General features: G+C 68.8%; 11 protein-coding genes and 1 pseudogene. 2 read left to right on the top strand and 10 right to left on the bottom strand.

Features of this window, described 5'->3' with window-relative positions:
- Positions 1-349 precede the first annotated feature (349 nt).
- Positions 350-3,898, top strand: coding sequence for a ThuA domain-containing protein (locus ABZ406_RS29035; protein ID WP_357768385.1), 3,549 nt, complete (start codon positions 350-352; stop codon positions 3,896-3,898).
- Between the two features lie 89 nt (positions 3,899-3,987).
- On the opposite strand, the gene ABZ406_RS29030 is transcribed toward ABZ406_RS29035, so the two are convergent.
- The 8 genes from ABZ406_RS29030 to ABZ406_RS28995 all read right to left on the bottom strand — a co-directional run bounded on the left by ABZ406_RS29030 (position 3,988) and on the right by ABZ406_RS28995 (position 11,940).
- Entirely contained in the window at positions 3,988-4,989 is a 1,002-nt protein-coding gene (locus tag ABZ406_RS29030; RefSeq protein WP_357768382.1) for an aldo/keto reductase, read from the bottom strand.
- Positions 4,989-5,861: an amidohydrolase family protein gene (locus tag ABZ406_RS29025; RefSeq protein ID WP_357768379.1), complete on the bottom strand. Its 873-nt coding sequence runs from the start codon at positions 5,859-5,861 to the stop codon at positions 4,989-4,991. The genes ABZ406_RS29030 and ABZ406_RS29025 overlap by 1 nt, the downstream gene beginning before the upstream one ends.
- Complete coding sequence (kduD, locus tag ABZ406_RS29020) at positions 5,858-6,619, bottom strand: 2-dehydro-3-deoxy-D-gluconate 5-dehydrogenase KduD (RefSeq protein WP_357768376.1); 762 nt, start codon at positions 6,617-6,619, stop codon at positions 5,858-5,860. Before kduD ends, ABZ406_RS29025 begins: the two co-directional genes overlap by 4 nt.
- Complete coding sequence (locus tag ABZ406_RS29015; RefSeq protein ID WP_357768374.1) at positions 6,616-7,641, bottom strand: alcohol dehydrogenase catalytic domain-containing protein; 1,026 nt, start codon at positions 7,639-7,641, stop codon at positions 6,616-6,618. The genes kduD and ABZ406_RS29015 overlap by 4 nt, the downstream gene beginning before the upstream one ends.
- Before the next feature lie 104 nt (positions 7,642-7,745).
- On the bottom strand, positions 7,746-8,969 hold the full coding sequence (locus ABZ406_RS29010) for a mandelate racemase/muconate lactonizing enzyme family protein (RefSeq protein WP_357768371.1): 1,224 nt from the start codon (positions 8,967-8,969) through the stop codon (positions 7,746-7,748).
- 1 nt (position 8,970) lies between these two features.
- On the bottom strand, positions 8,971-9,798 hold the full coding sequence (locus ABZ406_RS29005; RefSeq protein WP_357768368.1) for a carbohydrate ABC transporter permease: 828 nt from the start codon (positions 9,796-9,798) through the stop codon (positions 8,971-8,973).
- Positions 9,798-10,772, bottom strand: coding sequence for a sugar ABC transporter permease (locus ABZ406_RS29000; RefSeq protein WP_357768366.1), 975 nt, complete (start codon positions 10,770-10,772; stop codon positions 9,798-9,800). Before ABZ406_RS29000 ends, ABZ406_RS29005 begins: the two co-directional genes overlap by 1 nt.
- A gap of 10 nt (positions 10,773-10,782) precedes the next feature.
- The gene (locus tag ABZ406_RS28995) at positions 10,783-11,940 is read right to left on the bottom strand and encodes an extracellular solute-binding protein (protein ID WP_357768363.1); all 1,158 of its coding nucleotides are present in this window, start codon (positions 11,938-11,940) and stop codon (positions 10,783-10,785) included.
- Positions 11,941-12,190: 250 nt separating this feature from the next.
- On the opposite strand from ABZ406_RS28995, the gene ABZ406_RS28990 reads away from it, so the two are divergent.
- Positions 12,191-12,961, top strand: a complete 771-nt coding sequence (locus tag ABZ406_RS28990; protein ID WP_357768360.1) for a FadR/GntR family transcriptional regulator — start codon at positions 12,191-12,193, stop codon at positions 12,959-12,961.
- A gap of 72 nt (positions 12,962-13,033) precedes the next feature.
- Here ABZ406_RS28990 and ABZ406_RS28985 read toward each other — a convergent pair whose 3' ends face one another.
- Positions 13,034-14,338: an RICIN domain-containing protein gene (locus tag ABZ406_RS28985; RefSeq protein ID WP_357768357.1), complete on the bottom strand. Its 1,305-nt coding sequence runs from the start codon at positions 14,336-14,338 to the stop codon at positions 13,034-13,036.
- Positions 14,339-14,852: 514 nt separating this feature from the next.
- A pseudogene (locus ABZ406_RS28980) lies at positions 14,853-15,440 on the bottom strand (RICIN domain-containing protein); the annotation flags it as partial.

Genomic DNA, 15,440 nt, shown 5'->3' with positions numbered 1-15,440 from the left:
GGGTCCGCAATCCTCGATCAAGCCCGACCGGCAGGTCGGGCCGGGGTCGACAGGCGGGACCGCAGCGAGGGAGCCAGGGCACGGACGCCGTCCACCGGGCAGGACGTCGGACGTTACCCACTAGATTGACAGTCGTCGATTGCTAGCTCATCCTGGCCTCGTGGACCACGGGACGAGCACCACAGCCACCATCACACTGTGTGACGTCTCGCAGGTCTGACTGCCGTTGCGGCGAACGGCATGAGGACAGACCAGCGCGCCCGTGTCCCCTCACGTGTCCAGGGTCAACCTGCCGCGTCGTCGGGCCCGTGGTCGCAATCCCTACGCCCGCCCAACCCTAGGAGACGGCATGCGTCGCAACACATTGCTCATCTCAGTGATCGCCGGCCTGTTGCTGGCGCTCGGACTCGCTCCACCCGCATCGGCGGCACCGGCCTTCCGTGCCCTGGTGTTCAGCAAGACCACCGGCTACCGGCACGACTCGATCGCCGCCGGGATCAGCATGATCCAACAGCAGGCGGCAGCTAACAACTTCGAGGTGGTGGCGACCGAGGACTCGAGCGTCTTCACCGCCAGCAACCTGGCCACCTTCGATGTGATCGTCATGCTCCAGACCTCCGGCATGGTCTGGACCTCGACCGCGCAGCGGCAGGCGGTGGAGGGCTACCTGGCCAGCGGCAAGGGCATCGTCGGCATCCACAACGCCCTCGACATGGGCATCGAGTCCGAGTACCCGTGGTGGGACCAGACCATCAACGGCGGCGCCCACATGCCCGAGCACTCCCCCGGCGTGCTCCAGGGCACCGCCATCGTCGCCGACAAGAAGCACCCGTCGACGGCCAGCCTGCCGGACCGGTGGACCCGCAGCGAGGAGTGGTACAACTTCGACGCCAACCCGCGGGGCAAGGTGCACGTGCTGGTGACCGCCGACGAGCGCACCTACAACCCGGGATCGCGGGCGATGGGCGCGGACCACCCGATCTCCTGGTGCCGCGACACCGGCGGCGGGCGGGTGTGGGCCACCGCGATGGGCCACGCGATCGGCTCCTACAGCGAGACGAACTTCCAGAACCACGTGCTCGGTGGCATCAAGTGGGCCGCCGGTAACGCCGCCGGAGACTGTGGCGGCACCGTGTGGGGCAACTTCGAGAAGCGCACCCTCGACGACAACACCGTCGACCCGATGGCGCTGGGCGTGGCCCCGGACGGCCGCGTGTTCTACGTCCAGCGCGGCGGCCAGGTGAAGATCTTCAAGCCCTCCACCAACAGCACCGTCACCGCCGGCACCCTCAGCGTCTACACCGGCGGTGAGGACGGTCTCACCGGCATGGCGCTGGACCCCAACTTCGCCACGAACGGGTACATCTACCTGTACCACTCGCCGTCCAGCAGCAGCACCGACGTCAACCGGGTCTCCCGCTACACGGTCAGCGGTGACACGCTGAACACGTCGAGCGGCGTGACGATCATCGACATCCCGGCGTACCGGGACCGCACCTTCCCCGAGCCCGGGCACACCGGCGGCTACATCAAGTTCGGCCCGGACGGCAACCTCTACATCGGCACCGGCGACGACACGCCGCCCAACCTCGACCCCAACTGGCAGGGCTACGCCCCGCTGGACTGGCGGTCGGGCAAGTCCAACCTGGATGCCGCGCGCAGCGCGGGTAACACCAACGACCTGCGCGGCAAGCTGCTACGTATCCGGCCCGGAGCCAGCGGCAGCTACACCATCCCGAGCGGCAACCTCTACCCGCAGGGCACCGCGCAGACCAAGCCGGAAATCTACGCGATGGGCTTCCGCAACCCGTTCCGCTTCTCGATCGACCCGGCCAACGGTTGGGTCTACCTGGCCGACTACGGGCCGGACCGCAACCCGCCCACCACCAACCGGGGCCCCGAGGGCCTGGTCGAACTCAACGTGATCAAAACGCCCGGCAACTACGGCTGGCCGTTCTGCCACGGCAACAACCAGCCCTACGCGCCGTTCAACCCGGACACCGGCGTCGTCGGCTCGAAGTTCAACTGCTCGGCACCGGTCAACAACTCGCCGAACAACACCGGCCTGACCAGCCTGAAGCCGGTCGTCATGCCCAACATCTGGTATGGCTACCCCGCCTCGACAACCTTCCCGGAGCTTGGCTCCGGCGGCTCCGCGCCGATGGGTGGCCCGGTCTACCGGTACGACGCGTCGAACCCGTCCGCGACGAAGTTCCCGCCCTACTACGACGGGGTGCACTTCTTCTACGAGTGGGCGCGCAACTACATCAAGGAGGTGCACTTCGACTCCTCCACGGCGGTCACCCGCACCAACCCGTTCCTGCCCGGCACCGGGTTCAACAAGCCGATGGACATGGAGTTCGGCAAGGACGGCTCGCTCTACCTGCTGGAGTGGGGCACCAACTTCGGCGGCGGCAACAGCGACTCCGGGCTCTACCGGATCGACTACATCCAGGGCGGCCGGTCCCCGATCGTCAAGGCCACCGGCACGCCCACCAGCGGCAGCTCACCGCTGACCGTCCAGTTCAGCAGCGCGGGCACGTCCGACCCGGACGGCAACACGCTGAGCTACCTGTGGACGTTCGGCGACGGCACCACCTCCACGGCGGCCAACCCGTCGAAGGTGTACACCTCCAACGGCAACTACACCGCCCAGTTGAAGGTCACCGACAGCACCGGTAAGACCGGCTTCGCCAACGTCCCGATCACCGTCGGCAACAGCGCCCCGGTGGTCACCATCACCACACCGGGCAACGGCGGCATGCTGACGTTCGGTGACAAGGTGTCGTACCAGATCACCGTGACCGACCCGGACGGCGGAACTGTCGACTGCTCGAAGGTGTTCCTCAACCCGGCGCTGGGTCACGACGACCACGCGCACGAGACCACCGAATACCCAGGTTGCTCGGGCACCATCTCCACCGACCTGCTCGGCGGGCACCCGGATGGCGCCAACCTGTTCTACGTGTTGAACGCGCGGTACACCGACAACGGCGGCTCGGGTGGCGGGTCCCCGCTCACCGGCACCGCCCAGGCGATCCTGCAACCGAAGCACAAGCAGTCCGAGTACTTCAGCAGCCAGTCCGGCATCCGGGTCGTCGACCAGTCCGCGGCGGAGAGCACCAAGCGCGTCGGTGACATCTCCAGCAACGACTGGATCGCGTTCAGCCCGATGAACCTGTCGGGGATCTCGACTGTCAGTTACCGGCTGTCGTCGCCCTCCGGCGGCGGCTCGATCGAGCTGCGGGCCGACTCGCCGACCGGCACCCTGCTGGCCACCACCACGGTGCCGAGTACTGGTGGCTGGGACAACTACCAGTCCACGACACCGGTGAGCGTCGCCGCCCTCGGCGGGACGCACACGCTCTACATGGTGTTCAAGAACAGCAGCAACTCGTTCGATCTGGACTCGCACACCTTCGGTGGCAACGGTGTCGGGACGCCCGGCAGCGGCACCGGCGGTGGTCTGGCGGGCAAGACCTACACGGTCACGGCACAGCACAGCAGCAAGCTGATGGACGTCAGCGGGGTCTCCACCGCCGACGGCGCCCAGATCACCCAGTGGGCCTCCACCGGTGGCAACAACCAGAAGTGGCAGGCCGTCGACGCCGGCAACGGCGCGCTCTACCTGAAGGCACTGCACAGCGGCAAGTGCGTGGAGGTGATCGGTAGCTCCACCGCGGCGGGTGCCTTCCTGCAGCAGGCCACCTGCAACAACGGCAACCAGCAGAAGTTCACCGCCACCGCGACCGGAACCTCCGGCGTGTACACGGTGAAGAGTGCGCTGAGCGGGCTCTGCCTGGACGTCAACGGCGCTTCCACCGCCGACGGCGCCCGGGTGTTGCAGTGGACCTGCAGCAGCGCGACCAACCAGCAGTGGCGCTTCACCGCAGTCTGACCTGCGGCTGTCGCGGTAACAGCTGACGTCCCGGTCGGGGCCGGTTTCCGAGAGATCGGAGCCGGTCCCGGCCGGGACGTCATCGTTGGTCAGACAGGACCGGAGGGAGGCCGGCCGGGCGGCGCGGCGAGCAGGCCGGCCGCCGCCAGCGCACCCCACAGCTCGTCCGGCACGGCGACATCAGAGCGCCGCACCGTCTCGGTCATCTGCGTCTCGGTGCGAACGCCGACCACCGTCGACACCACGGCCGGGTGTCGGCGGACGAAGGCGAGCGCCGCCTGCGGCAGGGTCACCCCGTACGTCTCGCAGACCGCGGCGATCCGCCGCGCCCGCTCGATCAACTCCGCCGGGGCCTGCTCGTAGTTGTAGACGGCGTCGGCGGGCGGCCGGTCGCGGGAGAGCAGCCCCGAATTGTAGACGCCGGCGATGACCACACCCACTCCCCGGTTCTCCGCCGCCGGCAACAGGTCGACGACGGCGCCCTGTTCGAGCAGGGTGTACCGCCCGGCGCACATCATCACGTCGACGTCGGTCTCCCGCACGAACCGGGCCAGCATCGCGGACTGGTTCATGCCGGCGCCGATGGCACCGACGACGCCCTGGTCCCGCAGGTCGATCAGGGCGGGGACGGCCTCGTTCGCGGCCTGCTCCCAGTGGTCGTCCGGGTCGTGCAGGTAGACGATGTCGAGCCGGTCCAGCCCGGTCCGTTCCAGGCTGGCCTCGATCGAGCGGAGCACTCCGTCGCGGCTGAAGTCCCACACCCGCCGGTGGGTCGCTGGCACGTCGAACCCGTCGGAGTCCCGCAGGTGCGCGTCCTGAGGCGACGGCACCAGAAGTCGTCCGACCTTCGTCGACACCACGTACTCGTCGCGCGGCCGTTGGCGCAGCGCGGCGCCGAGGCGGCGCTCGGACAGACCGAGACCGTAGTGCGGCGCGGTGTCGAAGTACCTGACGCCCGCGTCCCACGCGGCGTCGACAGCCGAGGCGAACTCCTCGTCCGTCGTGGTCCGGTAGAGGTTGCCACCCTGAGCCGCGCCGAACCCCAGCTCGGTGAGCCGTACCGTCGGGCGGCGCGGCAGTTCGCGCGTCATCAGGACCCCGCCAGCCCGTAGACGCGGCGAGCGGTCCCGCCCCAGACCGACTCCGTGCCGTCCTGGCCGTCCAGCAGCTCGGCCAGGGTGTCGACCCAGCGCTGGTACGAACTCGCCAGCAGGCAGACCGGCCAGTCCGAGCCGAACATCAGCCGGTCCGGCCCGAACACGTCGAGGGCGTCCTCGACGGCGGGTCGAAGGTCCTCGGGAGTCCAGTGCGCGAGCGGCACCTCCGTCACCAGCCCGGAGATCTTCGCCGTGGTGTTGGGTGAGGCGGCCAACGACCGCAGGTCCCGGCTCCACTCGGCCATCTCCGGTTGACCGATGGCGGGCTTCGCCAGGTGGTCGAGGACGAAGCTCACCTCGGGCAGGTCGCGCGTGAGACGCGCGGCCATGGGGAGTTGGTGCTGGCGTACCAGCAGGTCGAAGACGAGGCCGGCGGCGCCCACCGCCGCGATGCCCCGACGGACGTCGGGGCGGTCCAGGTACGCCGGGTCGGGCTCGGACTGCACGAGGTGGCGGATGCCGACGAGGTGTTCCCCGCCCCGGGCGGCCTGGAGTTCGTCCAGGCGCTCGGTGACGTCCTCGGCGGTCAGGTCCACCCAGCCGACGACCCCACTGATCACGGTGGCCTCGGCTGCCACGCCCAGCAGGTCCACCGTCTCGGTCTCGGACGCGATGGACTGCACCACCACTGTCGCGGTGACCCCGGCCGACCGGGCCAGCGGCGCGAGATCGGCGGGTTCGAAGTCGGCGTCGATGGCCGCCATGGTCACCGGGTCGATCCACGGCTGCGGGTGCCGGGCGCGGGTCCAGAGGTGGTGGTGCGCGTCGACGATTCCGGTGCGTCCGGGCTCCGGTGCGGCGGTCATCGGCCCAGCCATCCGCCGTCGACGGGCAGTACGACCCCGTTGACGTAGTCCGACGCGGTCGACGCCAGGAACACCGTGGCACCGCCGAGGTCGTCGGCCCGGCCCCACCGCCCGGCCGGGATCCGGCCGAGGATCGCCTGGTTGCGGTCGGGGTCGTCGCGCAGCGCCTGGGTGTTGTCGGTGGCGATGTAGCCGGGCGCGATGGCGTTCACGTTCACCCCGTGGGCCGCCCACTCGTTGGCCAACGCCTTGGTCAGGCCGGCCACCCCCGACTTCGACGCGGCGTACCCGGGGACGGTGATGCCGCCCTGGAAGCTCAGCAGCGACGCGGTGAAGATGATCTTCCCTCGGCCGCGCTCGACCATGGTCCGGCCGATCTCCCGGCTGAGGATGAACTGGCTGCTGAGGTTCACCTCGATGACGTGGTCCCACATCTCGTCCGGGTGCTCCACGGCCGGGGTGCGTGCGATGGTGCCGCCGTTGTTCACCAGGATGTCGACCGGCCCGAGTGCGGTGATGTCGCGAGCCAACCCGTGCACGGCCGCCCGGTCGCCGAGGTCCGCCCGCAGGGCGGTGAACCGGCGGCCGGTCGCCCGGACCCGACGTTCGACCTCGCTGCCCTCGGCCTCCAGGTGAGCGGAGACGCCCACGATGTCGGCACCGGCCAGGGCCAGGGCCTCGGCCATGGCGAGGCCGATACCGCGTCGCGCTCCGGTCACGACGGCGGTCCGTCCGGACAGGTCGAACAGGGCCGTCATCGGTTGACCTCCCGCACATCGAGCAGCACCTTCATCACGCCGCCACCCTCCAGTGCCGCGAAGGCCGCACCGGCCGCCTCGACCGGCTCGACCCGGGAGATCAACTGCTGGGCCGGGATCGCACCCGAGGCGACCAACCGGATCGCCTCCACCATGTCGTCACGCTGATACAACCGGGCACCGAGGAGTTCCAGTTCACGCCAGAAGAACCGGTGCAGGTTGACCTCCCGGGGCTGAGGGTGGATCGCCACCATGACCAGCCGCCCGCGAGTGGTGAGGACGTCGACAGCCGTGGTCACGCCGGCCGGGGCGCCGGACACCTCGAAGGCGATGTCCGCGCCCGCGCCATCGGTGCGGTCGTTGACCAGCGCCACGACGTCGGTCGCCCGGGGGTCGACGGTCTCGATCCCAATGCCCTCCGCCACCTCGCGCCGGAACGGGTCCGGCTCGACCAGGAGCACCCGGGCACCACGGCCCCGCGCGACGGTGGCGATGAGGACGCCGACCGGGCCACCGCCGACCACCACCACCTGGTCGTCGGCTGTCACGTTGCCCCGGCGTACGTCGTGCACCGCCACCGCGACCGGCTCGACGAGCGCCGCGTGGTCGAGCGGCAGGTCCTCCGGAAGCGGCAGGACCAGTTCCACCGGCACGGTCCAGGAGGACTGCATGGCACCCGGCGAGTCGATGCCGAGGAAGTTCATCGCGTGGCAGACGTGGGAGTTGCCCCGCTGGCAGGCCGCGCACCGTCCACAGGGTCGGGTCGGCATCACGGTCACGGGTTGACCGACGTTCCAGCCGGTCACGCCCTCACCGACGGCCGCGATCCGCCCGGACATCTCGTGCCCGATGATGGCGGAGTCACCGACCCGGGCGTCCATGTCCCCGTGGTAGATGTGCAGATCCGTACCGCAGATCCCGGTGTACGCGACCTCGATCCGTACCTGTCCGCGGCCCGGTGGCTCCGGATCACGGTTCTCGATTCCGAGGTTTCGCGCTCCCCGGTAGACGACTGCCTTCATCGTTCCTCCGTCTCGACGGTCGGTACGTCGGTCGTGCCGACCGGGCATGGTCGTGGGTGCACCGCGGCCGCGATGCACCCACGCCATCCTGTTCTGTGGTCAGCTCAGTGCGACACTGTCGGGGACACCTCGTTGCGGGAGTTCAACGGCACGACCGGCACCTGGCGGGTGGGGATCACCCCGTCGACCCCGGCCAGCAGGCGCCGTCCGGCCCGCTCCGGCCGGACGTTGGGGCTGTCGGCCGTCGGGGCCTGCGGGCGACTGTTGATCGCCCGGATCCGCTCCTCGTCCACCCGGACCCCCAGCCCGGGTGAGTCGCCGAGGATGAAGGCACCGTCCTCGACGTGCAGGTCGATGGAGACACCGACCGGTGCGTGCAGATCCTGCAACTCGCTGGTCAGGTGGTTCGGCACCGAGGTCGCGGCGTGCAGCAACCCGACCGGGCTGTTGCCGATCGGGCTGACCGGCAGGTCGTGGGCGTGCGCCAGGGCGGACGCCCGCAGGAAGTGGGTGACCCCCCAGACGGCCGCCATCTGGACGATGTCGACGGCGCCCGCGGCGATCAGCGGACGGAACTGTTCGAGCCCGGTGAGGTTCTCACCGGTGGCGACCGACGCGGACACGCCCCGGCTGACCAGAGCGAGACCCTCGGCGTCCCAGCGCCGGACCGGCTCCTCGATCCAGATCAGGTCCAGGGTGCGTTCCAGCTCGCAGACATGCCGCACGGCCTGCTTGCGGGTCCACGCCTCGTTGACGTCGAGCATGAGCCCTGGCCGCCGGCCGTGTCCGGCCTCGGTAAGGACGTCCTTGACCAGGCTGAGACGGTGCCGGTCGCGCTCGATGTCGAGGCCGCCCTTGAGCTTGGCCGCCCGTAGGCCGCGGCTCGCGTAGACCTCGTACTCGGCGACGAGTTCGTCGTCGGTGAGCCCGATGTCCAGCCCGGACGCGTAGGCGGTGACCCGCCGGTCCCGTCCGCCGAGCAGCCGCCACAGTGGCTCGCCGGCGACCTGCGCCTTGATGTCCCAGAGGGCGGTGTCCAGAGCCCCGATGGTGCCGAACACCGGCCCGGCGTGGCCCGCCTTGAAGGTGTGCCGCAACATGCGGTCGTACAGGGACGTCACGGCCCGTGGATCCTCGCCCTCGATGGCGGGGAAGATCCGCTCGATCTCGACGTGCGGCCCGAGGCCGACGCCCGAGATGCCCTCGTCGGTGTCGACGATGACGATCGAGACCGGGACGACCCCATCGGCGAACACACCGTTGGCGTCGCCGACCGGTCGGCCCCATTCCTGGACCGTGGAGAGCGTCCGATATCCCGTGATCCGCATGTCAACCCTTCGTGGAACCGGCGGCTACACCGTCGGCAATTTGGCGCTGGAGGAACAGGTAGACCAGGAGGACGGGTATCGCGGCGATCAGCACCCCGGAGGCGAAGGTGGGGATGTTGTCGGAGTACTGCCCCCGCAACGAGGTCACCCCGATCATGAGCGTGCGGTGGTCGGCCGACGGCATCATCACCAACGCCATGAGAACGTCGTTCCAGCAGAACAGGGCGTTGAGGATGCCGACCGACAGCAGCGCCGGGGTGCCCAGTGGCAGCATGATCCGGCGGTAAACGCCGTACACGGTGCTGCCGTCGATCCGCGCGGCGTCGACGATCTCCGGTGGGATGCCCTTGTAGTAGCTCGTCATGAGGAACACCGTGAAGGGCAGGAACTGGGCCACGTAGACCAGGATGAGACCCGGGTACGTGTCGATGAGCGCGGTGTCGGCCATGATCCGGGCGAGCGGCACCATGATCACCTGGAACGGGATGAACAGCCCCGCGAGGCAGCCCAGAAACAGCGCCGACGAGCCGCGGAACCGGAGCTGGCTCAGGGCGAAGCCGGCCATCGACCCGAACAGCAGCAGCAGGAGCACCGACGCCGTCACCACGAACAGCGAGTTGACGAAGTAGCGGCCCATGCCGACGCTGGTCCACGCCGTGCTGATGTTCTCCCACCGCAGGGCGTCGGTCAGGCCGAACCGGTCGAGGATGTAGTCACGCCGGGTCTTCATCGCCACGTTGGCGGTGAACAGTAGGGGGTAGATCGTCGCCAGGGCGAGCAGCGACATGGGGATGGCTACCAACCACCGTCCCAGGTGGAGGCGAGACATCAGTCCTCCTTTCCGGATCGATCGAGCAGCTTGATCTGCAACAGCCCCACGACGAGCATGATCATGAAGAGGATCGTCGAGGCGGCCGACGCGAGAGCCGGACGGTTCATCTGACCCTGCTGCTTCCAGATGTAGAACTCCGGCAGGTACGTCGACCCTTCCGGCCCACCGCTCGTCATCACGAAGAGCAGCCCGAACATCGAGGTCAGCATCCCGATCATCGTGGTCACGAAGACGAACTGGATGGTGCGCGAGAGGGCTGGGATGATCACGTGCCAGACGACCTGGCGCAGCGACGCCCCGTCCACCCGGGCGGCGTCCAGGAGCGCGGCGTCCAGCGTGGCGAAGCCGGCGAGGAAAACCACCAGCGCCATCCCGAAGGTGGCCCAGATGTGCACACCCGCCACCATGAACATCGCGATGTCCGGGTCCCCGAGCCAGTCCACCGGACCGACACCGACCGACCCGAGCACGGCGTTGAGCGGGCCGTCGAAGGCGAGCAGCAGGTTGAAGATCGCACCGACGATGACCGGTGAGAGCACCGCCGGGAAGAAGTAGACGCTGCGGTAGAAGCGGTGGCCCGGCACCCGGAGGTAGATGAACGTCGCGAGCAGACCGGGGATCGCCACTGCCACCGGCAGCAGCAGCACCAGCAGCCCGACGTTGCTCAGCGCGGTCCGGAACAGCGGGTCGCCGAACAGCTCGCGGTAGTTGCCGAAGCCGACAGCCGTCCCGTTCTGCGCGCCGTCACCGGTGAAGGAGAAGTTGACGCCGAGGAGCAACGGGTAGAGCCGCAGCAGCACGATGATCAGGACGGCCGGGGCCACCAGGATGTAGGGGGCGTAGCGTTCGGCCCGCAGACCGCCGCGGGTGCGACGGGGGTGGGCGCCACCGCGGTGCGCGGCGGGGATTGTCGCCGCCCCGCCGGTCCGTCCGGCCGAAGCCGAACGGACCGACGGTTGCGTGTTTCCCATTGGCACGAGGTCAGCCCGCCTGGTCGGAAGCGGCCAACTGCTTCACCACCTCGTCGACGGTGATCGAGCCGCTGAGCAGTTGCTGGGACAGCCGGCCCATCAGGTCGAGCGTCTTCGAGGAGAGCGCCACGTGCAGAGCCGGCTTGCCGCTCTTCAGCTCGCTGACGATCGTGGAGACGGCCGGACCGTTCTGCGACACGTCGATGGTGGTGTCGGCGGCGATCGCGCCGGCGTCGGCGTAGAACGCCTTCAACGCGTCGGCCGAACTCAGCGAGCGCGCCAGGTCGGCGGCCACCTTCGGGTCCTTCGTCCACTTGGCGACCGCGTAGCCGATGCCACCGTCGTACGGGAGGCTCGGGGTGGTGCCGGCGGTGACGACCGGGGCCTTCATGACGCCGAGCTTCTCCGCGGTCAGGAACTCGTTGAAGTCCTGCCAGTGCCCGACGTCCGACATCAGACCCATGACGTGCGCGGCCTTGCCGGACTGGAAGAGCGCGAAGGAGTCGTTGAACATCGCGGTCGAGTTGGCCCCGTCGCTGTTCATCTTCTTGTCGCCGGCCTCCTTCCAGGTCTGGAAGATCCGCTTGACGTTTGGCGAGTTCCAGTCGCGCTTGCCGGCGATCCAGGCGTCGTACTCCGCGGCGGTGAGGGTGGTCGAGCCCAGGCTGGACATCCAGAACTGGATGCCGACGCCCTCTTTGTTGCCGAGTGCGAAGCACTTGGAGCCGGCCTTGGCGATGGCGGCGCAGTCGGCGACGAACTTGTCCCACGTGGTGGCCGGGCTCGCCGGGTCGAGGTTCGCCTTCCGGTAGATTTCCCTGTTGTAGTAGATGGGGTAGCCCTGGAGCGTCACCGGGGAGGCGTAGGTCTTGCCGTCCTTGGCGAATGCCTCCCAGCCGGCCAGCCGCTGCTTGTCCTCGGCGACGTAGTCGTCGAGGGGCACCAGCGCGTCCACCCGGTCGCGGATCTGGCCACCACCGTTGAACAGCATGACGTCCGGGCCCTTGCCGGACTGGATCGCCGCACCGAGCAGTGTGTAGTACTGGTCGAAGGGCTGCGCGACGAACTCGACCTCGACGTCCGCGTGCTTCTTCTTGAAGTCGGCCTTGGCCTTGTCCAGATAGGATTTGGCGAACGGCTCGCCGGACTTCCAGTCCCAGACGACCAATTTGCCGTCCGAGCTGGTTGACTTACCCGAATCGCTAGCACTTCCGCAACCAGCCAGGGCCAGGCCCACAACGAGGACGGCCGACCATAACGCGCGCTGTCTCATCGATTGTCACCTCTATATAGGGGTGGCCGGCGGGTGCCCCGCGAGCCAAATGTTGACCGGAAGGTAACTCGTATGACGTGTGACGTCAACAGTCGGCCGTACACTGGCCCAGACGTCGTGCCACGGCGAGCCATTCGGAGGGGACATGACGCCACCGCAGGAGACAGCCCTGAACAGCCCGGCGACCCCGGCTTGGGTGCGTCGGCCGGCAAACCTCGCCAGGGCGGTCACCGCCGAACTGGTGGAGCGCATCGTCCGGGGCACACACCCGTCCGGGTCGTCCCTTCCCCCCGAGCCGATCCTCTGCGAGACCTTCGGCGTGAGCCGGACCGTCGTCCGGGAAGCAGTGAAGATCCTTCAGGAGAAGGGGCTGGTGCAGGTTCGCCAGGGCGCCGGCACTCTGGTCACCCCGCCGTCACAGTGGGACATGCTCGACGAGCTGGTCCTCGCGGCCACCATCGCGGTGGACGACAGTCTCGCCATCCTCGACGACCTGGTGGTCACCCGACGGGTGCTGGAGTCCGACATGGCGAATGTCGCCGCACGCCTCGCCGACGCCGCGACAATCGATCAACTGCGGGCGATGGTGGACCGGATGGACGAGCTCGTCGACGACCACGTCACCTACCACGATTACGACCGCGCCTTCCACGACACGATCATGCAGGCGTCCGGGAACCGCATCGCCCGTGGTGTCGTCCGCGCCCTGGAGAGTCAGGTCATCAACACCGCCCGGTACATGGGGCGGACCGAACGGGCATTGTGCGTGGCCTCCAACCAGGGGCACCGACGCATCTACGAACGCATCGCCGCCCACGACCCCAACGGCGCCGCCGAGGCGATGTTCACCCACATCACCGAGGCCTGGCTGGTCCGCCGCAGTGGCTCGGGGAGCCCCGTCCGCCTGGAACGCTGACCGCCCCCGGCGGCCAACGGCGCCCACCCCCGGGGTACGGGAGCGGGCGCCGCCGATCACTGCCGACAGGTGTCACGAGAACTGGGCGAAGAACCTCCAGATCTCACCCTTGGTCCAGGTCGTGATGCCGCTCTCGGCGTAGGTGCCGTCGACCGGGCCGGGCATGTGGCCGTTGTCGTACGCGGCCCACTGCACCGGGTAACCAGACCGGCAACCCGAGTAGGTGGTCGTGATGTGCGTACGGCTGCCGCCGGCCGGCTCACGCGGGCTCTGCGCGGTGCAACCGTTGTTCCGGACGAACGTGTCGCGCAGCGCCCTGCCCTGGGAGATGTTCAGGACGTTGTCGGTGATGCCGTGCAGCCCGAAGTAGGCGATCGGCTGCGTACCGCCGCTGCACCCGCTGATCTGCGCGCCGGAGATGACCGCGACGGCCCGGAAGACGGTGGCCCGTGCGCAGGCCACGGCGTAGCTCATGCCGCCACCCCAGCTGAAGCCGAGCGCGAACCGCTGCCTCGGGTTGACGCAGAGGCTGCTCTCGATCCGGCTGATCATGTCGTCGACGAAGGTGATGTCCTCACCGCCGGAGTTGCCCCAGCCGTTGCCGAATCCCTGGGGCGCGACCAGGATCGCGCTGTTGTTCGACTGCTCCTGCTGCCCGTAGTAGGACCACGCGGTCCCGCTGGTGCCACCGGAGGAGATCTCCTGCATGGTGCCGCCCCGCCAGTGGAACGCGAAGATCAACCGGTAGGGGTTGCTGTTGTTGTAGTTGGCGGGCACCCGCAGGATGAAGGTTCGACTCTTGCCGTTGCTCTGGATCGTGTGCGTGCCGCTGGCAAGCGTCGGCGCCTTGCCGCACCCACTACCACCCGACGGCGGCGGGTTGGTGCCGCCGTCGATGGCGACGAGTTGCCACTGCTGGTTGGTGCCGCCCCAGTCGGCGTACTGGACGACGTTCCCACCGTCGGCGGTGGACGAGCCCTGCACCTCGACGGCCTTACTGCTGTTGCGGTTGATCAGCCGCACGTACCCGCCGTCCGAGTCGGCGAGCCGGAACTGCTGGTTCGTCCCGTTGAGGTCGGCCCACTGCACGATCGCACCGCCGTCGGCGGTCGAGAAGCCGCTGACGTCGAGCACCTTGCCCGAGAGCCGCGACTTGATCCGGTAGTAGCCACCCCCGGAGTCGACGAACTGCCACTGCTGGTTGAGGCCGTTGTTGCGCGTCCACTGGCTGATCCGCGCCCCGTCGTTGGTGGCCGACGCGTACAGGTCGAGCGCCTTGCCGCTGTTGCGGTTGACCAGCACGTAGGAGGCGTTGGTGTCCACTGTCGCCGCCGCCGCTGGCGCCGCGTTCACCGCGACGAGCGTGCTGGCTGCCATGACCGCGGCCGCCGCTGCGGCCAACCCTGACCGTAAGCGAGGTCTCGGTCGAGAGGCGGGACGAGCCTCATCGAGGGCTTTCATGGTGAACTCCTTCGATCGGGGTCGCCACGAGCGGAACGCCCGCGCGTGCCCTGGCGTGCGTGCCGGCGTCGTGGTGGTGGCGTCAGCACGTCTGGGTCGTGCGCGGGCGAACCGCTGCCAGCGGCGTACGTCGGATGGCGCTGGCACGATCCGGGCTCGTGGCAGGCCCGCGCAGAACCGCGCGGTGCGACGTCGTGGCTCCCGTTGGCCGGGTGGCCCGCGGGGTGAAAATTAGCGGGTGATACGTCATACGTCAAATGATTGTTGTCGATGCGCGCGCTCACCGTGAGCGGCAACTCGACGGCCACGGCGGCCCACCCCGGGAAGGGGGCGGGCCGCCGTCGTCACACCTCGCCGGGGTGGGCACCGGCCGGATGCCGATCGGCCGGCAGCTCCCTGTCCCTCGGTTCGATCGCGGCGGTCCCTAGCCGATCCGGACCAGTTGCCACTGCTGGTTGGTGCCGCCCCAGTCGGCGTACTGGACGACGTTCCCGCCGTCGGCGGTGGACGAGCCCTGCACCTCGACGGCCTTGCTGCTGTTGCGGTTGATCAGCCGCACGTAGCCGCCGTCGGACTCGGCGAGCCGGAACTGCTGGTTCGTTCCGTTGAGGTCGGCCCACTGCACAATCGCACCGCCGTCGGCGGTCGAGAAGCCGCTGACGTCGAGCACCTTGCTGGAGTTGCGCGCCCTCACGCGGTAGAAGCCACTCCCCGAGTCGACGAACTGCCACTGCTGGTTGACGCCGTTGTTGCGCGTCCACTGGCTGATCCGCGCCCCGTCGTTGGTGGCCGACGCGTACACGTCGAGTGCCTTGCCACTGTTCCGGTTCAACAACACGTACCAGGCACTGGTGTCCACCCCGGAGCCCGGGGGTGGCGTGGTGGGCGGGGTCGAGCCACCATTGAGGGCGTCCAGGACGGCGGTGTACGCGGCCTTCTTGTTGCCGTTGCAGTCGAACAACAGCGCGTTGTCCGAGCCACGCCACGAGTCACAGTCGCGGACGCCCCAGGTGGTGAT

This window comes from Micromonospora sp. NPDC005710 (assembly GCF_040630995.1).
GTDB lineage: Bacteria > Actinomycetota > Actinomycetes > Mycobacteriales > Micromonosporaceae > Micromonospora.
Note: the sequence above shows the minus strand (reverse complement) of the source record. Positions and strands in the feature narration are given on the sequence as shown.

Excerpts from the sequence above, each read along its gene's own strand:
- ABZ406_RS29030 (WP_357768382.1), bottom strand. The coding sequence starts at position 4,989 with ATGACGCGCGAACTGCCGCGCCGCCCGACGGTACGGCTCACCGAGCTG.
- ABZ406_RS28990 (WP_357768360.1), top strand. The coding sequence starts at position 12,191 with ATGACGCCACCGCAGGAGACAGCCCTGAACAGCCCGGCGACCCCGGCT.
- ABZ406_RS29035 (WP_357768385.1), top strand. The coding sequence starts at position 350 with ATGCGTCGCAACACATTGCTCATCTCAGTGATCGCCGGCCTGTTGCTG.
- kduD (WP_357768376.1), bottom strand. The coding sequence starts at position 6,619 with ATGACGGCCCTGTTCGACCTGTCCGGACGGACCGCCGTCGTGACCGGA.
- ABZ406_RS28985 (WP_357768357.1), bottom strand. The coding sequence starts at position 14,338 with ATGGCAGCCAGCACGCTCGTCGCGGTGAACGCGGCGCCAGCGGCGGCG.
- ABZ406_RS29015 (WP_357768374.1), bottom strand. The coding sequence starts at position 7,641 with ATGAAGGCAGTCGTCTACCGGGGAGCGCGAAACCTCGGAATCGAGAAC.
- ABZ406_RS29005 (WP_357768368.1), bottom strand. The coding sequence starts at position 9,798 with ATGTCTCGCCTCCACCTGGGACGGTGGTTGGTAGCCATCCCCATGTCG.
- ABZ406_RS29010 (WP_357768371.1), bottom strand. The coding sequence starts at position 8,969 with ATGCGGATCACGGGATATCGGACGCTCTCCACGGTCCAGGAATGGGGC.
- ABZ406_RS29000 (WP_357768366.1), bottom strand. The coding sequence starts at position 10,772 with ATGGGAAACACGCAACCGTCGGTCCGTTCGGCTTCGGCCGGACGGACC.
- ABZ406_RS29025 (WP_357768379.1), bottom strand. The coding sequence starts at position 5,861 with ATGACCGCCGCACCGGAGCCCGGACGCACCGGAATCGTCGACGCGCAC.